This window comes from Microbacterium maritypicum, from assembly GCF_041529975.1.
Classification (GTDB): domain Bacteria; phylum Actinomycetota; class Actinomycetes; order Actinomycetales; family Microbacteriaceae; genus Microbacterium.
Genome location: NZ_CP168030.1, coordinates 3,226,609 through 3,244,367, shown reverse-complemented (window position 1 = coordinate 3,244,367; position 17,759 = coordinate 3,226,609). Strand labels below are relative to the sequence as shown.

The following is a 17,759-nucleotide window of genomic DNA, read 5'->3' as shown; positions in this document are numbered from 1 at the left end:
GGACATTACGAGGTCGCCGCGCACGGGAGCGGTGTGTCGGCTCAGGCGACGGCGCGCTCCAGAGCAGGCGCGACGGGTGCGGTGACGCGCAGGCTCAGCGCGTCGGCGAGCGCGAACACGTCGGCGGCACCCGCCCTGGCGGCCGCATCGATCACGATCTGCGCGCAGGCACGAGCATCGGCGAGGGCATCGTGGTGCGCGAACTCCTCGAACCCGGCGGCGGCTGCGGCGACGGGCAGGCGATAGGAATCGAGCACATACGTCTTCCGTGCGACCTGCAGGCTGCAGAGCGAGCGGTACGGCGGGCAGAGCTGCCCCGTCGCCTCCGAGGCGCGGCGCAGCACGTTGAGGTCGAAGCCGGCGTTGTGGGCGACGAGCACGTCGGCCCCCGCGAAGGCGCAGAGTCGATCGAACTGGTCGACCCACGTAGCAGCCGACAGCACATCCTCCGGTTGGATGCCATGGATCCGCACGTTCCACTCCTGGAACTCGTCGTGACCGGGCGGCGGTTGGATCAACCATCCGGTGGTGGCGACGACCTCGCCGCCGCGCACACGGACCAGTCCGACGGAACAGGCGGAGGCGGGGCTGGAGTTCGCGGTCTCGAAGTCGATCGCAGTGAAGTCCAGTGGCACGTCTCCACTCTCACCCCGAGGTCGGCGACCAAGCGGGAGACTCGCCGTAGGCTGGCCGCATGGCTGAGGACATGGCGACGTCGTTCGGAGCACAGGCCGCGGACTACGAGGTCGGACGACCCGAATACCCCTTCGATGCGGTGGCGTGGATGCTCGAGCGGATGCCGCACGGAACCCGCCGCATCGCCGATGTCGGTGCCGGGACGGGAAAGCTCACCCGGGTACTGGCGCACGCGCCGGATGCCGAGGTCGTCGCGATCGATCCGGATTCCGAGATGCTCGCGACGCTGCGCGGTGCCGTGCCGGGCGTACCGACCTTCGTGGGGTCGGCAGAGCGGCTGCCCCTTCCGGATGCCAGCGTCGACGCGGTCGTCCTGGGGCAGGCCTGGCACTGGGTCGATCCCGTCGCCGGATCCGCCGAGATCGGTCGGGTCGTACGCAGCGGGGGAGTGCTCGGTGTCATCTGGAACATCCGCGACGATCGGGTCGACTGGGTGCGCCGGTTGACCGAGATCATGCACGGCAGCCACGCCGAGAACATGCTCGCCGAGGGGGATCCGGTCGTCGCCGCGCCGTTCGGCGGCCTCGAGCAGGAGCGCTGGGAGTGGGTCCGCCCCATCACGCGCGACCTGCTGCACCGCATGGCGGCGTCGCGTAGCTACATCATCACCGCCTCCGAGGATGAGAAGGCTCGGATCCGGCACGACCTCGACGCGCTGTTCGACGAGCTCGATCTGCACGGCGACACGACCATCGACCTTCCGTACGTGACACGGGCCTACCGCGCCGTCCGCGACTGAGGAGCAGCCTTCCGCAGGGCGATGGGGGTGGGGCCAGGTAGACTCGTGCCCCGTGGCTCTCACTATCGGCATCGTCGGCCTGCCCAACGTCGGCAAGTCCACCCTCTTCAACGCACTCACCAAGAACGACGTGCTCGCGGCGAACTATCCGTTCGCGACGATCGAGCCCAACGTCGGCGTGGTGAACCTGCCCGACCCGCGCCTCGACAAGCTCGCGGAGATCTTCGGCAGCGAGCGGATCCTCCCCGCAGCGGTGTCCTTCGTCGACATCGCCGGCATCGTGCGCGGTGCGAGTGAGGGTGAGGGGCTCGGCAACAAGTTCCTCGCGAACATCCGTGAGGCCGACGCCATCGCTCAGGTCGTGCGCGGCTTCTCGGACGACGACGTCGTGCACGTCGACGGCACGGTGAACCCCGCCTCCGACATGGAGACGATCAACGCCGAGCTCATGCTCGCCGACCTCGAGACCGTCGACAAGGCGATCACCCGGTACGAGAAGGAAGTCCGCGGCAAGAAGATCGAGCCCGTCGTTCTCGAGACCGCGAACGCGGCGAAGGATGCCCTGGAGCGTGGCGTGCTGCTGTCGGTCGCGGGCATCGACCTGACGCCGATCCGCGAGTTGGGCCTCCTGACCGCGAAGCCTGTCATCTTCGTCTTCAACGTCGATGAGGCCGTGCTGACGAACGACGCCCGCAAGGCGGAGCTCGCCGCCCTCGTTGCGCCCGCCAAGGCCATCTTCCTCGACGCGAAGATCGAGTCCGAGCTCATCGACCTCGACCCGGAGGACGCCGCCGAGCTGCTCGCGTCGACCGGCCAGGACGAGTCGGGGCTCGACCAGCTCGCCCGCATCGGCTTCGACACCCTCGGGCTGCAGACCTACCTCACGGCTGGTCCGAAGGAAGCTCGCGCGTGGACGATCCCCAAGGGGTCGAAGGCCCCGCAGGCGGCCGGTGTGATTCACACCGACTTCGAGAAGGGCTTCATCAAGGCCGAGATCGTGTCGTTCGAGGACCTGGTCGAGACGGGCTCCGTCGTCGAGGCTCGCGCCAAGGGCAAGGCTCGCCTCGAGGGCAAGGACTACGTCATGCAGGACGGCGACGTGGTTGAATTCCGCTTTGCGCTTTAACGTCTGACTCCCCTCGGATGCGTGGCTTCCATCAGGCAGTCACGTAGGCTGATCGGTGGTGCGTGAGGGTGTTGTCCACCCATAGATCGAGTACAACGCCCGCATAGCGGTGATCCTCTTCGGATCGGAGCGAAACCCAGAGCTGACTCAAATGCTCAAGAGGATGTCCTCAGAGGGGAGGAGCCGCGGATGGAGCGCATGTACGAGGAGCATCATCCCGACTCGTCCGTACTGGAGTGCGTGTGGCAAGCGCGGGCGACGAAGGACGAGCGCTACCTCGTCCCGGCGGTGGAGTACTGGGATTTGTGGTTCGCCCGCGGCCCGGGGGGAGAGTTGCTCGCTGGACTGTCGGGTCCGACTCTGGGTCACCGCTGGATCCGTTCGACGATCGGGGAGCACAGCTGGGGTGTTCAGCTGAAGGCTCATGTCGTCCTGCCTGGAGTGAGCAAGCACCTCCTGCTCGGCGGGGAGCAGCAGCTCGTTGTCGAAGCCGGGCACGTAACACTTGCGCAGCATGCTGTGCCGTTCCCGGAGTTCGCGGAGATCGAGGCCTTCACCGATCGTCTTCTGGAGCTCGACGTGTTGCGCTGCGACGACGATGTCCGGCGCATGCTGTCCGGCGATGACGCGGGTTACTCGGAGCGGCACCGGCAGCGCCGGGTTCGCGCCGCGACTGGGCTTACGCGCAAGCAGATCGAGCAACTGTCTCGGGCGCGTGAAGCGTTTGCTCTGCTGATGCAGGGCGTGCCGCCGATCGAGTGCGCTGCACGCTGCGGTTTCGCGGACCAGGCTCACCTGAGTCGTTCGCTGAGGGCCTTCCACGGCCAAACGCCGGCCCAGGTGCTGTCCGGCCGATGATGGCGGAAATGTTCAATACCGTGACCTTCACTCAGTGATGGACTGTGGACATCGCATCCACCACCAGTACAGGAGCAAAAGATGTCAGCACCCGCCACACCCGAGGGCTATGCCACGGTCAACCCCTTCATTATCACGAGCGACGCCGATCAGCTCGCTCAATTTGTCGTCGAAGTCTTTGATGGCGAGGAACGCGCGGAGGCGCGCACCGTCGATGACGACGGCCTGCTGCTGCAGGCCGAGGTGCGCGTCGGCACGACGACCATCATGTTCGCCGAGCGCAAGCCGGACTGGCCTTTCACCCCGAGCCTTCTCCAGGTCTACGTCGATGACCTCGATGCGGTGCTCGAGCGTGCCCTCGCCCGCGACGCACGGCTCATCACGAAGCCGACTGACTTCTTCGGGACCAGCTTCGCTCGGGTCCAGGATTCGAGCGCGAACATCTGGTGGATCTGGCAGCACGGCGAGATGGTCTGGGAAGAATCGTCGGGCGAGAAGGACTGGACAGTCGAGGAGCAAAGCGGCGAATGGGGAGAGGTCTCGCCCGAGCTCGCCTACATCCACGACACGCTGCTAGAAGCAATGACCGCCTTGCGCGACCCGAAGGCCTGAGAAGCGCAACCTCGTCATCGGAGGGATCGGCCACGTTTGGGCCCTCCAAAAGTTTCCCGCGCTCGGCCGTGCTTTGCTGGTCGCGGCGGCGGATGATTGCGATGGCCGAACAGGCTGAAGGTGTGGTGGCCGGCCTGACTTGAGGCCCGCATCGGTCAAGGGTGGCCGCGTAATCCAGAGGTTGGTATCTGCGGCGACGTGGTGGAGTTCCGCTTCAACAACTGAGGGGGGATCGCAGGTCCGGGGGATCGTCTCGGACCTCGTCTATTCCGCGGAGTCGGCGACAGGCTGTGGGGCCTCGGCGTCTGTCAGACCCTTCCGATACTTCGTGGCCGCACGCCGGATCGAGGCCACCTTCGGGTTATCCGCCCGCGATGCGGGAAGACGGTCGAGGATCGTCACGTCGGCTCGGGCGGCGAGCGTCAGAAGTCCCCAGATGCCGATCGAGTCGAGCTCGAAGTCGGCTTCCTCCGGGGTCGCTGCCGCGAACGCCGCATGCGCGGCCGCTTCGATCTCGGGGGCGCTCGGCCTCTTCGCCGCACCTTTCACCGCGTTCGGCTGATTCGAGTAGTCGTCGAGCTTCGTCAGCAGTCGCTCTGCGCGCTCTGCGCCGAGTGTCGATGCGAGGTCGGCTTGGATCGGGTACGTCTCCGTCACGCTCGTCTCCAGAGTTCTGATCAAGGCAGCTGCTGTCGGAGCCGAGGAAGGGCCCCGCACGGGCAGAATACCCAGTCCGAGGCCCTCCGCGTGCGGCCGGGAGCTCGTCAGAACATCCCGGGAATCTGCTGGAGCAGCCAGGAGAAGCCGATCATGACCACGGTCGCGAGCGGGAAGACGAAGACGGTCACCAGGCCTGCGCTGGCGCTCTCCGGCTGCTCGCCCGGCCCGACGATGGGATCGTCCTGCACCCGACCGCCGAGGTAGGCGCGCATCTGCAGGAGGAAACCGGCGGCGAGGAGGACCACGCCGATGGCCGAGGCGATCCAGACGCTCACCTCTCCGATCTGCTGAGGCAGCAGGAGAAGTGCGCCGACCATCACGATGAGCAGCGCCATCCAGCCGATCCAGCTCCGTACCGGATGCTGGGCGATCATCCGCAGAGGCACGTGCGACGCGAAGAGGAGCAGCGCGAGCGCCCCCGAGGCGATCGCGAGCAGGACGAGGTGCCCGACGGTCACGGCAAGAGCGGATTCGCCCGCGAATGCCGCCTGCGCGCTGAAGGTGGTGAGCAGCATGCCGAAGAGGCCCAGAACGAGAGCGATGCCCCATTCGCGATCGATTCGTTGAGGTGACTGCTGAGGCTGCTCCGGGGCGTCCTCGGCGGCGTACGCACGGGGTTCGCCGAATGCGGCTAGGGCGCTCTCGCCCGACTCGGACACATGACTCTCCACGACCACGAGGGAGTCCCCGATCCGCGATCCCGGAACGCCGAGGAGACGCTGCTCGAGCACGAACTGCTCGATCCAGTCCCGCTCGACACTCGGCGCCAGTCGCGTGTAGGTGTCGACGGAGCCGAAGCCCGTCCTGTCGCTCAGGTTCATCGGTGCTGCCTTTCGGTTCCCGGTGGTCATGTCAGTTCCCGGCGCTTCTCGAGCGCTCCGTCGGTGAGCTCGCGGGTGGTCTTCGTGAAGTCGGCCCAGAGCTCGGCCATCGACCGGGCATGTGCGCGGCCCTGATCTGTCAGCGAGAAGTACTTCCGGCCGGGGCCGCCGTCGCCGGGACGCCATTCGACTTCGACGAACCCGGACTCCTCGAAGCGCCCGAGGAGGGGGTAGAGAGTGCCGCCCTTGACGGTGCCCAGTCCGGCTGCGGTCAGGTTCTGGGTGATCGCGTACCCGTAGTTCGGGCCATCGAGGAGGGTCCGCAGCACGCACACGCCCAGCACGCTTCTCATCCACTCGCTCGGCCACTCTTCCGGAGTCATGACTAGAGCGTACGTCGGACTAGTCAGATCTGCAAATAGTGCCGCTTCTGATCTCACCCGCGCGGAGGAGGGCACTGATACCTCCGAGCGATGGTCGACTCATGCGGGACGCGCCAGCGTGGGGGCATGCTCTCATCGACAAGCACAAGCACAAGCAAAAGCACAAGCAAAAGCACAAGCACGAGCAGCACCGCCGAGACCCGGGCAGTCGGGTTCCTCCGTTCCCGCCGCATATCGGGCGGTATCGGCGCTCTCGCCTTGGCCGGCCTGGGCGTGGCGCATACGGCGACCAACGCCGTCGGCTTCGCGGCGGACGCGGACGCGTCCTGGCCGATGTTCTTGATCTTCGGCGTCGGAGTCAGCCTCGTGCTGTGGGCGGTCGCGGTCGTCGCCTGGCTCTTCTCGCGGCGCGGAGGCGGGCGCGTCGGGCGAGTGATCATCGCCGTGGTGGGTGCTCTCTGCTGTCTGATGGCGTTCAACGTGCTGCGCGTGCACCCCGAGATCGTCCTCTCGCCCGCCGGCCCAGGGCCGTGGACGCTCGTCGGAGGTCCGGCGCTGCTGCTCGCAGCGCTCCTGCCGTGGCGGAAGAAGGAGGCAACGGACGCAGGCTGCTTCTCCTCGACCCGGTCCGCGCACCACCCCGCGGGTGACAGGATTGACGGATGACCGCAACACTCGTGGCCCAAGGGCTGGCCGGCGGGTACGGCCACCGCACCCTGTTCGACTCGCTCGACCTGACCGTCACGGCCGGCGACGTCGTCGGCCTCGTCGGAGCCAACGGGGCAGGAAAGTCGACCCTCCTGAAGCTGCTCGCCGGCGTCGATCAGCCGCAGGCCGGCACCATCAGGCTCGCTCCCGCGGATGCGTTCGTCGGCTGGCTTCCGCAGGAGCACGAGCGCCTCGTCGGAGAGAGCGTCGTCGACTACATCGCCCGCCGCACCGGATGCGCGGCGGCGACCAGGGACATGGATGCCGCAGCCGCGGCCCTCGGTGATCCCTCGCTCGCGGCTCCGGGCACAGACCCCGCCGACACCTACTCCACGGCGTTGGATCGGTGGCTGGCCAGCGGTGCCGCCGACCTCGACGAACGCCTCCCCGCCGTGCTCGCCGACCTCGGACTCGACCTGGGTGATGAGCCCGCCGACACCATGATGACCTCGCTGTCGGGTGGGCAGGCCGCCCGTGTGGGCCTCGCCGCGCTGCTGCTCTCTCGCTTCGACATCGCGCTGCTGGACGAGCCGACCAATGACCTCGACCTCGACGGGATCGAGCGCCTGGAAGCCTTCGTCCGCGGTCTTCGGGGCGGTGTCGTGCTGGTCAGTCACGACCGCGAGTTCCTCGCCCGCTGCGTGACCAGGGTCTTGGAACTCGACCTCGCGCAGAACAGCAACCGGGTGTTCGGCGGTGGCTACGACTCGTACCTGGAGGAGCGGGCGACGGTGCGCCGTCACCAGCGGGAGAAGTACGACGAGTTCGCCGACAAGAAGGCCGACCTCGTCGCCCGCGCACGCACGCAGCGGGAGTGGTCGAGCCAGGGTGTGCGCAACGCCATGAAGAAGGCGCCGGACAACGACAAGATCAAACGCAAGGCGTCAGCCGAGTCCAGCGAGAAGCAGGCGCAGAAGGTGCGTCAGATGGAGAGCAGGATCGCCCGGCTCGAAGAGGTCGAGGAGCCGCGCAAGGAGTGGCAGCTGGAGTTCACGATCGGCTCGGCCCCGCGTTCCAGCTCCGTCGTGTCGACCCTGAGCTCGGCGGTGTTCCGGCAGGGATCCTTCCAACTCGGACCCGTGTCACTGCAGGTGAACGCGGGGGAGCGCATCGGCATCACCGGTCCCAACGGTGCCGGAAAGTCGACGCTGCTCCGCGGGCTGCTGGGGCGGCAGCTTCCCGATGAGGGAACGGCGAGCCTCGGCGCGAGCGTGCAGATCGGCGAGATCGACCAGGCCCGTGCGCAGCTCGTCGGAACGCAACCGCTCGCGGCCGCGTTCGAAGAGCTCGTCCCGGAGATGGCATCGGGCGAGGTGCGCACGCTCCTGGCGAAGTTCGGGCTCAAGGCCGATCACGTGACGCGCGCGGTCGATGAACTGTCGCCGGGGGAGCGCACGCGGGCAGGGCTCGCCCTGCTGCAGGCCCGCGGCATCAACCTGCTCGTGCTCGACGAGCCCACCAACCACCTCGACCTGCCCGCGATCGAGCAGCTGGAGCAGGCGCTCGAGTCGTACGAGGGAACCCTGCTGCTCGTCACGCACGACCGGCGGATGCTCGCCACGGTGCACACCGACCGGCACTGGCGGGTGGAGGCCGGGCAGGTCGCCGAAGCATGACGGCCCTCGTCATCGACAGCGTCCCGCACGGCCGCCTGACCACGAATGACGTGGCGCGACTGCGAGAGTTGTTCGACGCCGAGTACTCCGCAGAGTTCGGGGCCTGGGATCCGGATCAGCCCTACGGCTACGCGCCCCATGACCATCACCTGATCGCGCGCGCCGGCGATGAGATCGTGGGTCACGTCGGTTGGGCGCGACGGACGATCGGCGTCGGCGCGGCGGAGGTCATGGTCGCGGGAGTCGGCGGGGTGCTGATCTCCCCACGCGCACGTGGGCAGCGCGTCGGTGCTCGGCTCCTGATACACGCGGCCGCGTCGATGACGGATGCCGGCGGGATCGAGTTCGGCTACCTCGGCTGCCGCGAGGAGGTCGTCTCCTTCTATGAATCGTGCGGATGGCGCCGAATCTCGGCGGTCGAGCACTCTATCGATCGCACGGGTCAGCCCACCACGCAGCCCTCAGGGCCTCCCATCCTGACCCTCGCGCTCGGCCCGAATCCGCGCACGTGGCCCGCAGGCTCGATAGATCTTCGCGGGCGAGCATGGTAGTCGTCGGGCGAAGATGCTCCGGCAGTCCTCGTCTCGGTGGCCGCCGGGTCGGGATACGCTGGTGGACGGCGGCTCCGGTCGCGGTCCGGTCGCAGGCGTCCGCCGTGGAGGTTTCGTCTGAGTTCCTGACACCGACGGCACGAGGAGATTCACGCCGATGACCGACACCCAGATCTTCGAGCCCGACGGCCGCGCGATCCCCTTCGTCGATGAGGGCGACGGACCCGTCAAGCTCGTCCTGATCCAGGAGCGCGACCTCCCGGCCGACATCCTCGGTGTCGTCGCGCACTACCTCGCCGAAGAGGCGGGCTTCCACGTGCTGCGGATCGGTCACCGCGCCGAGGTCAAGGGCGAAGAGGTGTCGCTGGACGAGCGCGTCGAGGATGCGCTCGCCGTGATCGACCACGTCGGCCTCGGCGACACCTGGATCGGCGGACACGGATTCGGCGGCACCGTCGCACGTGCTTTCGCCGTCGCGCACGCGGACAGTGTCAACGGACTGGCGCTGCTCGGCGTCGAAGAACTCGACATCCCCCTCGCGCCGGTGATGCCCGTTCTGATCATTCAGGGGACGAAAGACAACGTCACGCCGTTCGCCAACGGTGAGCAGCTGCAGTCGACGGCACCCGAGCGTGCGAGCGTGAAGAGCATCGACGGGGGAGACCATCACTTCCCGATGACGCACCCGATCGAGACCGCGGTCGTGATCGAGGAGTACCTCGACTGGGACTGAGCCCCTAGCGGCCCTGCCGCTTCTTGTAAGGCTTCGGCTGACCCTTCACGGCGGGCGTTCGGCCCTTGCCCTTCGAGGCCTTCGCCTTGCCGCCGGCGGGTGCGGGGGCGTTCTTCACCGGCGCGGGAGCGGCCGCGACCTCCGCCTTCGCCTCGACCAGCAAGAGCTCACCGACGTGCGTCAGCCGGGTCTGCCCTTCGCGGTGGATGATGGGATGGCCGACCTCGGCCTCGAGCTTGTCGATCGAGGTGTACAGCGAGGCCAGTGGGATGCCGAGCTTCTCGGCCGCGCGCGGAAAGTGGAGCTCTTCCGCGAGGACGACGAAACGGCGGAGCAGAGAGATCTTCACGGTGGCCCTTCGACTGTTCGCACGGGATTGCGAGCCACTCCAGGTTACGCGGTGGAAGCCGCCGGTCAGACGTCGCTGAAGTCGTTCGCGGGAGATTGGATCTGTGTGACGGCGTCCGTCTCCAACAGGAAGAGCACGTAGAGGATACCGACGGATCCGGGGTGCGTCAGCGATTGCGTGTCCGGCACCTCCTGTCGGCCCAGGCCTAGTTCGGTGGCGGTCGCTGTGTCTTCTTCATCGACCAGTGCCCAGGCGCCTGCGTCGAGGAGGTCTGCCCTGCTCGACCCCACCTGGAGCCCTTCCTCCGTCATCACGGGGATCCCGTCGACCTCCGCCGCGGTGACCGCGATCGACGCAGGGCTTGCGCCGGAGGTGTCGGTGAGCACCCGCAGACCGTCCCAGACATAGGCCTGCATCTCGACGTCGTAGCCCTCCATCCCCTCGACCGGTTCGGGCTCCGGCAGTTCACCCGTCGCATCCTCGAGCAGGGCGAGAAGCGCATCCGAATCCGCATACTCCGCAGTCGCGGTGCCTCCGTCGTCCGTGAAGGAGAGGCCGTCGAGCGTGACGACGAGCTGGGGTTCGACCTCGGGCTCCGCAGACGCGGACGTGGACGGCGTGGCTGCGGGTGACGCGGACGGGGCCGCCGTCGGGGAGCTGCATCCGAGGAGCAGCAGCGCAGAGGCCGTGAGGACGAGGACAGGTGCGAGAACACGTGGCATGGTTCGGAGCGTAGCGTCCAGTTGCGAACCTTTCGTGCAAGTGCGTGTCGTCGAGATGGAATCGTGAGGACGGACGGTGCCGTGACACGACGGATGCCGCGACCGAATCGGCCGCGGCATCCGGAATCCTTCGGTCAGGCGACCTGAGGGAGCACCGCGAACGACACGGAGCCCTCGTCGTCCACACCCGCGTCGAGGATCTTGTCGTCGAGTGCGGCGACGGCGGACTCATCGAGGAAGAGCCGGGTGCCGGAGACTTCGACGACCTGGTCCTGGGGCTCCGGATCTGCGGCGACGAGCACCGCGAGACGCGCGCCGCCCTCCGCGTTCTGAGGTTCGGACGAGTGGATGCGCAGTCCGGCATCCGGGGCGTCGGTCTGGCGACTGACGAGCGTCGTCACGATGGCGGAGGCGTTGTCGGTGAGGGTGAGCACGAGACTCTCCTTCCGTTCGGGGCATGTCACGGTCGCAACATGTCCGGGCTACGATGCCGAACTCGGACGATCACCTCAACCCCCTTGTGCCGATTCGGAGGAGGCTCTTATCCTCCTCGCAGGTTCTTGCGCAGGAACACCTGCTCCGTGCCGTCGCCGTCCGGCACGCGCTCGTGCTCGACGTAGCCGCACCTCTCGTAGAGGCGGATGTTCGCCTCGCTCAGGCTGCCGGTGAAGAGCTCGGCGACCTGCGCGTTGGACGCGCGCTCCGCGTGATCGAGCAGAGTCCGCCCGACGCCCTCGCCCTGCATGTCGGGGGCGATCGCGATCCTCCCGATGAGGAGCATCCCGTCCTTCTCCACGAATCGGATCGCGCCCACGAGGCGTCCGTCGATGCGCGCCGCCAAGCCGGACTCCGAGCGCAGCTCCGCCTCCAGCTCGGTGAGGGTCTGCGTCAGGGGAGGCATGTCCACGCTCCCGTAGATCGCGGCTTCCGAGACGAACGCCGCGCGCTGCACGGTGAGCACTTCACCGGCATCCGCTTCGCTGATGTGCGAGATGACGATGTTCCGGTCCTTCTCGTCGTTCTGTTCTGTCACGATGCGGGGCTTCTCCTTGTGTCTCACGTTCGGGTCTGGTCGCCACACTCGGGCTCCGGACTTCCGGTGTCAACCCCCTCGGGGCGACGTACCCGTCCCGGCTATCCTCACCGGCAGGAGGTCACAGACATGGCTGAAACGAAGACGAAGAAGAGCGGCAGCTCGACGAAGGGTGCCGTGAAGACCACGCGCCAGCAGAATGCGGAGAAGGGCTTCACTGCCTCTCCCGCGCTCGCGAGCAACCTGCAACTGGTGCTCGTGGACCTGCTCGAACTGGCGATCCAGGGCAAGCAGGCGCACTGGAACGTCGTGGGCCGCAACTTCCGAGACACCCATCGCCAGCTCGACGAGATCATCGACGATGCGCGCGCGTTCAGCGACACGATCGCGGAGCGGATGCGCGCCCTGCATGCGGTTCCGGACGGGCGCAGCGCCACCATCGCCAAGACTACGACTCTGCCCGCGTTCCCCGCGGGGGAGGTCTCGACCACCGAGACCATCGATCTGGTGACCGAACGACTGGAGGCGGCGGTCGGGACGATGCGCGACGTGCACGACGCCGTCGACGAGGAAGACCCGACGTCGGCGGATCTCCTGCACGCGGTCATCGAGCGACTCGAGCAGTTCGCCTGGATGGTCAGCGCTGAGAACCGCAGCCCCGCCGGTCGCTGAGACCGCCCCTGCCCCTCGGATCGGGATCAGTTCGTCTCGGCTCCGGGGGCGCGGGGTCGGCCGCGCATGATTCGCGGCAACGCTGCCCACAGTGCGACGACCAGCACGAGCGCCGAGATCAACGCCACGAGCCCGGCCGTGCGGTTGACCGTGAAGTCGACGATCAGCATCGTGACCCCGATCGTCAGCGCTCCGATCACGATCAGATCGATCCTGACGATCCGGGCGGCGATCCGCACGAGCTCGGGTTTGCGGCGGTGTCCGAACAGAGCGCGGTGCATTCCCACGGGAGCCAGCGCCAGGATGGTCGCGATCGCGGCCAGGGCGACGAGGACGACGTAGAGGTCACGCTGGAATTCGTCCATCTCGGTGAACCTCGGCTGGAATGCCACGGCGAGGAGGAACCCGGTGAGGATCTGGGTCCCCGTCTGCATCACGCGGAGCTCCTGCAGGAGCTCTTCCCAGTTGCGGTCCGCGCGTTCGTTCGCAGTCTCGTCACGTCCGTCCCTGCGGTCATCGAGTTCGTGGTCGCTGCGCGGAGGATCCGATGTCATGATCACAGTGTCGTGCCGCCGCTCGCACGATGTCCAGGCTCTTGCACCGACGGATCGAAAGAAGGCATCATGACGCTCCCGCCCATCAGCGATTGGTGGTCCGAACTCTCGGAGGACGCACGCCGCTCTGTTCTCGACGGCGACTCTCCACACCTCGACGAAGACGTCCGCGAGGAGATCCGCGTCATCACCGGAGCGGTCGTGGGAATGGTGGAGGGTTTGACCGAGGAAGACCTCGACTACGCCCGCGCGCACGCCGAGGAGGAGGCGGGCTGATCCACGCGGCAGCCGCGGAGATTCACTCGCGGGCGTCGGCTCCCGGGGCGGGCTGCTCCTCGCGAAGCCGCGGCTCGGTGCGACGCTCGGGTCGGGCCCCGGCCTTGTCGGCGTAGAACGCTCGGATCCGGTCCATGTCCGCGGCGACGTCTCCGGTGAGGTCGATCGTGGGACCGAGGCCCGTGGTCATCGTCGTGCGATCGACGAAGCCGAGTGTGACCGGCATCCCCGTCTCGCGTGCGATGCGGTAGAAGCCCGACTTCCAGTACTCGTTGCCGCCACGGGTCCCGTCCGGGGTGACCACGAGCCCGAAGACCGTTCCGGCGTGCACCTGCCCGACGACATCGTTCACCACACGCGCCGGGTCCGCGCGATCCACGGGGATGCCGCCGAGACCACGCATGAGCGGACCTCGCCAGCCGCGGAAGAGGCTCTTCTTCCCGAGCCAGTGCACGTCGATGCCGAGTCGCCAGGCGATCGCGAGCATGAGGACGAAGTCCCAGTTGCTGGTATGCGGGGCGCCGACGAGCACCGTCGGGCGTGTGGGGGCTGCCTCGCTCGTGAGCGTCCATCTGCTGAACGCCCAGAACATGCGGGCGAGGAGTCGTTTGAGCATGGATCAACCGTAGGGGAGAACGGCTGTCGAGCCGCTGTCCGCACCCGGCGTGCGGCTTCGGCGCCACCGCCTCGGAGCAGGCGTACGATCGAGGGATGAAGAAGACGCCGGAGGACACCGTGCAGCAGGAAGCGCCCATCGGGCTGCAGCCGCTCCCGGGAGCCCTGGACCTGCTCGAGGGCGATGCCGCCGGCTATTGCAGCAACGGCGTCTGCCACTTCCCCGCCCCGAAGGCCGAGTAGTCGGCAGACGCCGTCGCGTGCGAGCGCTCGGGGTCAGTGGCCGCCGTGGAAGCCCTCGCCGGCGTCGTCGGCGGGCTTGCGGACGAACGGGCTGAGCGCCACCGCGGCGAGCGAGATGATCGCGGCGATGAGGAACGCCATGCGCGCGCCCGGTGCTCCGGCCGCTGCTCGCGACAGGCCTTCGCCCTCGCCGGCGTGCAGGATCGCCGAGTAGGTGACCGTCAGCAGAGCGACACCGGCCGCGCCGCCGACCTGCTGGAGCGTGTTCAGCACAGCGGAACCGTGTGAGTACAACGACCGCTGCAGCGAACCGAGCGAGGCCGAGAACAGGGGCGTGAACGACATCGCCAGTCCGACGGACATGGCCGCCTGCACGATGATGAGCACCCACCACACGGTGTGCTCGCCGACCGTGGAGTAGAAGAACAGCGCCGCCGACACGAGGATCGTGCCCGGGATCAGCAGCGGCCGCGTGCCGCGCGCGTCGTACACGCGACCCATGACCGGACCCAGCAGACCCATCAGCACCGAGCCGGGGAGCAGGATCAGGCCGGACTCGAGGGCGTTCAGCCCCGCGACGTTCTGCAGGTACTGCGGCAGCAGGGTCAGCGTTCCGAACATCGACAGCGCCAGGATCGTCATGATGATCACCGAGAACGTGAAGTTGCTCGAGCGGAAGACGCGCAGGTCGAGCAGTGCGTCGTCGACACGCTGCAGGATGAGCTGACGCCACACGAACAGCGCCAGCGACACCGCGCCGACGACCAGAGCGATGATGCCCGTGGTCTCGCCGGATCCGCCTTCGCCGCCGAACTGGCTGAGGCCGAACACGATGCCGCCGAAGCCGAGCGCCGCGAGAGGGATCGAGAGGACGTCGAGCGGGACGACGCGGGTCTCGCCGAGGTTCGTCATCCACTTCACGCCCATGAAGAGCGCGATGAGCGCGATCGGGAGGATGATCGCGAAGAGCGCGCGCCAGTTCAGTGTCTCGAGCACGGCACCGGCGATGGTGGGTCCGATCGCCGGGGCGAGCGAGATGACCAGGCCGACGCGGCCCATCATCCGACCTCGGGACTGCGGCGGAACGACGTTCATGATCGTCGTCATCAGCAGCGGCATCATGATGCCGGTACCGGCGGCCTGGATGACGCGCCCCACGAGCAGGATCGAGAAACCGGGAGCGACCAGCGCGACGAGCGTGCCGAGCGAGAACGCGATCATCGCGGCGATGAAGACCTGCCGCGTGGTGAAGCGCTGCAGGATGAAACCGGTGGTCGGGATCACGACGGCCATCGTCAGCATGAAGGCACTGGTGAGCCACTGGCCGAGCTCGGGCGGGATGCCGAGATCGGCGTTCAGATGCGGGATCGCGATCCCCATCGTGGTCTCGTTGAGGATGGCGACGAACGCAGCGACGAGCAGCAGCCAGATCACGCGCATGTCCTTGCGCGAGATCTCACCCGCTGCCGGTGCGGGGGTCGTCGAGATGGAGCCGGTATCGACGGCAGACATGGGCGGCCTCCTGGGCGAAGAAGAAATGGAGATATCGCGAGAGTTCGCAAGAGTCCTTCAGCGTAACGGCGGGTGCGGACATTTCATTCCGAACTCACAGAAATCCGCTGTCGGCAGATCCGGGCGGCCTCGATGTCGCGGGGGCTGAGTACGCTGGCGCCATGAGCATGGGCGGTGGACGAGGTGGAGGAGCGAGCTTCCGCGGGGTCGATGAGGATACGCAGCGGAAGCTGAATGCCGAGGCGCCGCGGATCAGCGGCCTCGGTTCACGGGTCGTCTCCCTGTTCCGTGCCTACCGCGCGCGCATCTTCCTCACGGGAGTGCTCGTGGTCGTCGGCGCGGCGATCGCCGTCATCCCGCCTCTGATCGTGCAGCGCATCTTCGATGACGCGCTGTTCCCGGTCGCCGGCGGCGGGCCGCATCTCGAGCTGCTGGCCTGGCTCGTCGCCGCGATGGTCGGGCTCTTCCTGCTCTCCGCCGTCCTCGGTGTGGCGCAGACCTGGCTCACCTCCACCGTGGGCAACAGCGTCACCGGCGACCTGCGGGTGAAGCTCTTCGAGCACCTCCAGGCCATGGAGCTCGGATTCTTCACGCGGACGAAGACAGGAGTGATCCAGTCCCGGCTGCAGAACGACGTGGGCGGCGTCTCCGGCGTGCTGACCAACACCGTCACCAGCATCCTGGGCAACGTCGTGACCGTCATCGCCTCGCTCGTCGCGATGATCCTGATCGACTGGCGCCTCACCCTCATCGCCGTGATCATGATGCCGTTCCTCATCTTCGTCCAGCGCAAGGTGGGCCAGGTGCGGGCGCGGATCGCGGGAGAGACGCAGGAATCCCTGTCGGAGTTGACCTCGATCACGCAGGAGACGCTGAGCGTCTCGGGCATGCTGCTCTCGAAGTCGTTCAACCGTCAGCGCACGGAGTCGGAGCGCTATCAGGCCGAGAACCGCAACCAGGTCGTTCTTCAGGTGCGCAGGGCCATGAGTGGTCAGGGCTTCTTCGCGGTCGTGCAGGTGCTCATGGCCAGCGTGCCGGCGGTCATCTACCTCGTCTCGGGCTATCTCATCGCCGGGGGCACCGGGGCGATCACGGCGGGAACCGTCGTCGCATTCACCACGGTGCAGGCGCGGCTCCTCATGCCGCTGATGGGCCTGATGCGGGTCTCGCTCGATCTGCAGACATCTTCGGCGCTGTTCGCCCGCATCTTCGAGTACCTCGACCTGGTGCCCGAGATCCAGGACGCTCCGGATGCGATCACCGTCGACGAGGCACCGGGCCCCAAGGGGCGGCTCGAGTTCGCCGATGTGCTCTTCCGCTACCCGGACGCCTCGGCCGATGCCCGACCGACGCTGGACGGCGTCTCGTTCGTCGCCGAACCCGGGCAGCACGTGGCGTTCGTCGGCCCCTCGGGTGCGGGCAAGACGACGATCCTGTACCTCGCGCCGCGGCTGTACGAAGCCAAGGGCGGCTCGGTGCTCTTCGCGGGCGCCGATGTGCGCACGCTCACGCAGGAGTCGATCATCGACCACGTGGGCATCGTGTCGCAGGAGACCTACCTGTTCCACGCGACGATCCGCGAGAACCTCCGCTATGCCAAGCCGGATGCGACAGAGCAGGAGCTGATCGCCGCGTGCACCGCGGCCAACATCCACCACATCATCGCCGGGTTCGAACAGGGATACGACACCGTGGTCGGTGAGCGCGGGTACCGGCTCTCGGGCGGGGAGAAGCAGCGCATCGCGATCGCGCGCGTGCTGCTGAAGGATCCGCCGGTACTTCTCCTGGATGAGGCGACGTCGGCCCTCGACACCGTGTCGGAGCGCGTGGTGCAGGAGGCGCTCGACGAGGCGGCGAAGGGGCGCACGACGCTGTCCATCGCGCACCGCCTGTCCACCGTGATGGGTGCCGATGTGATCCACGTGCTCGAGGCAGGGCGCATCGTCGAGTCGGGAACCCACTCCGAGTTGCTCGCGCGGGGTGGGTTGTATGCGGAGCTCGCCGCGCAGCAGGTCGCCGCATCGCGCGTGCTCGACACCGAGGCCGCGGTCGAAGCGGCCGTCACCGGGGGAGTCGGGGCCGCGCTCACCGACCGCCGTGCAGATCGAGCACCCGCGGACTCCGCCGGCGCCGATGCCGTCGCGGCCATCACCGCGGCGGTGCCGCTGCTCGCCGAGCCCCGCCCCGACGAACGGGTTTACCCGCCCGAACCCTGAACCG

Annotated in this window: 23 protein-coding genes; 12 read left to right on the top strand and 11 right to left on the bottom strand. The window is 67.6% G+C overall.

The genetic code is table 11. The features are described from left to right. Window positions 1-41: 41 nt before the first annotated feature. Window positions 42-635 carry an exonuclease domain-containing protein gene (locus ACCO44_RS15720; protein ID WP_029262950.1) on the bottom strand — a complete coding sequence of 198 codons (594 nt, stop codon included), beginning with the start codon at window positions 633-635 and terminating at the stop codon, window positions 42-44. Between the two features lie 59 nt (window positions 636-694). On the opposite strand from ACCO44_RS15720, the gene ACCO44_RS15715 reads away from it, so the two are divergent. The 4 genes from ACCO44_RS15715 (at window position 695) to ACCO44_RS15700 (ending at window position 4,031) form a co-directional block, all read left to right on the top strand. Continuing rightward, a complete protein-coding gene (locus ACCO44_RS15715) occupies window positions 695-1,435 on the top strand; it encodes a class I SAM-dependent methyltransferase (RefSeq protein ID WP_372467301.1) in 741 nt (246 codons plus the stop codon). Window positions 1,436-1,487: 52 nt separating this feature from the next. Continuing rightward, window positions 1,488-2,561 (top strand): redox-regulated ATPase YchF, encoded by a 1,074-nt coding sequence (ychF, locus tag ACCO44_RS15710; protein WP_029262948.1) that lies wholly within the window; start codon window positions 1,488-1,490, stop codon window positions 2,559-2,561. A 189-nt stretch (window positions 2,562-2,750) separates the two neighbouring features. Then, a complete protein-coding gene (locus tag ACCO44_RS15705) occupies window positions 2,751-3,419 on the top strand; it encodes a helix-turn-helix domain-containing protein (protein ID WP_231481820.1) in 669 nt (222 codons plus the stop codon). An 81-nt stretch (window positions 3,420-3,500) separates the two neighbouring features. Continuing rightward, the gene (locus ACCO44_RS15700; protein ID WP_372467298.1) at window positions 3,501-4,031 is read left to right on the top strand and encodes a VOC family protein; all 531 of its coding nucleotides are present in this window, start codon (window positions 3,501-3,503) and stop codon (window positions 4,029-4,031) included. A 264-nt stretch (window positions 4,032-4,295) separates the two neighbouring features. Here ACCO44_RS15700 and ACCO44_RS15695 read toward each other — a convergent pair whose 3' ends face one another. From ACCO44_RS15695 to ACCO44_RS15685, 3 genes are all read right to left on the bottom strand, one after another. Then, window positions 4,296-4,688, bottom strand: a complete 393-nt coding sequence (locus ACCO44_RS15695) for a hypothetical protein (protein ID WP_372467296.1) — start codon at window positions 4,686-4,688, stop codon at window positions 4,296-4,298. Between the two features lie 107 nt (window positions 4,689-4,795). Continuing rightward, on the bottom strand, window positions 4,796-5,572 hold the full coding sequence (locus ACCO44_RS15690; protein WP_372467294.1) for a hypothetical protein: 777 nt from the start codon (window positions 5,570-5,572) through the stop codon (window positions 4,796-4,798). A 26-nt stretch (window positions 5,573-5,598) separates the two neighbouring features. Continuing rightward, on the bottom strand, window positions 5,599-5,955 hold the full coding sequence (locus ACCO44_RS15685) for a PadR family transcriptional regulator (protein ID WP_372467292.1): 357 nt from the start codon (window positions 5,953-5,955) through the stop codon (window positions 5,599-5,601). 258 nt (window positions 5,956-6,213) lie between these two features. Between ACCO44_RS15685 and ACCO44_RS15680 the strand changes: the two genes are divergently transcribed. The 4 genes from ACCO44_RS15680 to ACCO44_RS15665 all read left to right on the top strand — a co-directional run bounded on the left by ACCO44_RS15680 (window position 6,214) and on the right by ACCO44_RS15665 (window position 9,563). Next, on the top strand, window positions 6,214-6,621 hold the full coding sequence (locus ACCO44_RS15680) for a hypothetical protein (RefSeq protein ID WP_372467290.1): 408 nt from the start codon (window positions 6,214-6,216) through the stop codon (window positions 6,619-6,621). Beyond that, window positions 6,618-8,279, top strand: coding sequence for an ABC-F family ATP-binding cassette domain-containing protein (locus tag ACCO44_RS15675; protein ID WP_372467288.1), 1,662 nt, complete (start codon window positions 6,618-6,620; stop codon window positions 8,277-8,279). Before ACCO44_RS15680 ends, ACCO44_RS15675 begins: the two co-directional genes overlap by 4 nt. Next, window positions 8,276-8,830: a GNAT family N-acetyltransferase gene (locus ACCO44_RS15670; protein WP_372467286.1), complete on the top strand. Its 555-nt coding sequence runs from the start codon at window positions 8,276-8,278 to the stop codon at window positions 8,828-8,830. The genes ACCO44_RS15675 and ACCO44_RS15670 overlap by 4 nt, the downstream gene beginning before the upstream one ends. 157 nt (window positions 8,831-8,987) lie before the next feature. Continuing rightward, the gene (locus ACCO44_RS15665; RefSeq protein WP_105709567.1) at window positions 8,988-9,563 is read left to right on the top strand and encodes an alpha/beta fold hydrolase; all 576 of its coding nucleotides are present in this window, start codon (window positions 8,988-8,990) and stop codon (window positions 9,561-9,563) included. A gap of 4 nt (window positions 9,564-9,567) precedes the next feature. Here ACCO44_RS15665 and ACCO44_RS15660 read toward each other — a convergent pair whose 3' ends face one another. From ACCO44_RS15660 to ACCO44_RS15645, 4 genes are all read right to left on the bottom strand, one after another. Further along, complete coding sequence (locus ACCO44_RS15660; protein WP_372467282.1) at window positions 9,568-9,912, bottom strand: LysR family transcriptional regulator; 345 nt, start codon at window positions 9,910-9,912, stop codon at window positions 9,568-9,570. A 65-nt stretch (window positions 9,913-9,977) separates the two neighbouring features. Beyond that, complete coding sequence (locus ACCO44_RS15655; protein WP_372467279.1) at window positions 9,978-10,634, bottom strand: hypothetical protein; 657 nt, start codon at window positions 10,632-10,634, stop codon at window positions 9,978-9,980. A 134-nt stretch (window positions 10,635-10,768) separates the two neighbouring features. Then, complete coding sequence (locus ACCO44_RS15650; RefSeq protein WP_029262936.1) at window positions 10,769-11,068, bottom strand: Fe-S cluster assembly protein HesB; 300 nt, start codon at window positions 11,066-11,068, stop codon at window positions 10,769-10,771. Between the two features lie 107 nt (window positions 11,069-11,175). Then, window positions 11,176-11,667: a GNAT family N-acetyltransferase gene (locus ACCO44_RS15645; protein WP_372467276.1), complete on the bottom strand. Its 492-nt coding sequence runs from the start codon at window positions 11,665-11,667 to the stop codon at window positions 11,176-11,178. 129 nt (window positions 11,668-11,796) lie between these two features. Here ACCO44_RS15645 and ACCO44_RS15640 point away from each other — a divergent pair, with 129 nt between their 5' ends. Further along, window positions 11,797-12,339, top strand: a complete 543-nt coding sequence (locus ACCO44_RS15640) for a Dps family protein (RefSeq protein ID WP_029262934.1) — start codon at window positions 11,797-11,799, stop codon at window positions 12,337-12,339. Between the two features lie 26 nt (window positions 12,340-12,365). On the opposite strand, the gene ACCO44_RS15635 is transcribed toward ACCO44_RS15640, so the two are convergent. After that, window positions 12,366-12,893, bottom strand: a complete 528-nt coding sequence (locus ACCO44_RS15635) for a DUF6328 family protein (RefSeq protein ID WP_029262933.1) — start codon at window positions 12,891-12,893, stop codon at window positions 12,366-12,368. Between the two features lie 69 nt (window positions 12,894-12,962). Between ACCO44_RS15635 and ACCO44_RS15630 the strand changes: the two genes are divergently transcribed. Then, a complete protein-coding gene (locus ACCO44_RS15630; RefSeq protein WP_029262932.1) occupies window positions 12,963-13,169 on the top strand; it encodes a hypothetical protein in 207 nt (68 codons plus the stop codon). Window positions 13,170-13,191: 22 nt separating this feature from the next. On the opposite strand, the gene ACCO44_RS15625 is transcribed toward ACCO44_RS15630, so the two are convergent. After that, window positions 13,192-13,785, bottom strand: coding sequence for a 1-acyl-sn-glycerol-3-phosphate acyltransferase (locus ACCO44_RS15625; protein WP_029262931.1), 594 nt, complete (start codon window positions 13,783-13,785; stop codon window positions 13,192-13,194). A 95-nt stretch (window positions 13,786-13,880) separates the two neighbouring features. On the opposite strand from ACCO44_RS15625, the gene ACCO44_RS15620 reads away from it, so the two are divergent. Beyond that, window positions 13,881-14,027, top strand: coding sequence for a hypothetical protein (locus ACCO44_RS15620; protein WP_167381615.1), 147 nt, complete (start codon window positions 13,881-13,883; stop codon window positions 14,025-14,027). A gap of 33 nt (window positions 14,028-14,060) precedes the next feature. On the opposite strand, the gene ACCO44_RS15615 is transcribed toward ACCO44_RS15620, so the two are convergent. Next, window positions 14,061-15,539, bottom strand: coding sequence for an MDR family MFS transporter (locus ACCO44_RS15615; RefSeq protein WP_029262930.1), 1,479 nt, complete (start codon window positions 15,537-15,539; stop codon window positions 14,061-14,063). A 167-nt stretch (window positions 15,540-15,706) separates the two neighbouring features. Here ACCO44_RS15615 and ACCO44_RS15610 point away from each other — a divergent pair, with 167 nt between their 5' ends. After that, window positions 15,707-17,755: an ABC transporter ATP-binding protein gene (locus tag ACCO44_RS15610; RefSeq protein ID WP_029262929.1), complete on the top strand. Its 2,049-nt coding sequence runs from the start codon at window positions 15,707-15,709 to the stop codon at window positions 17,753-17,755. Window positions 17,756-17,759: the final 4 nt, after the last annotated feature.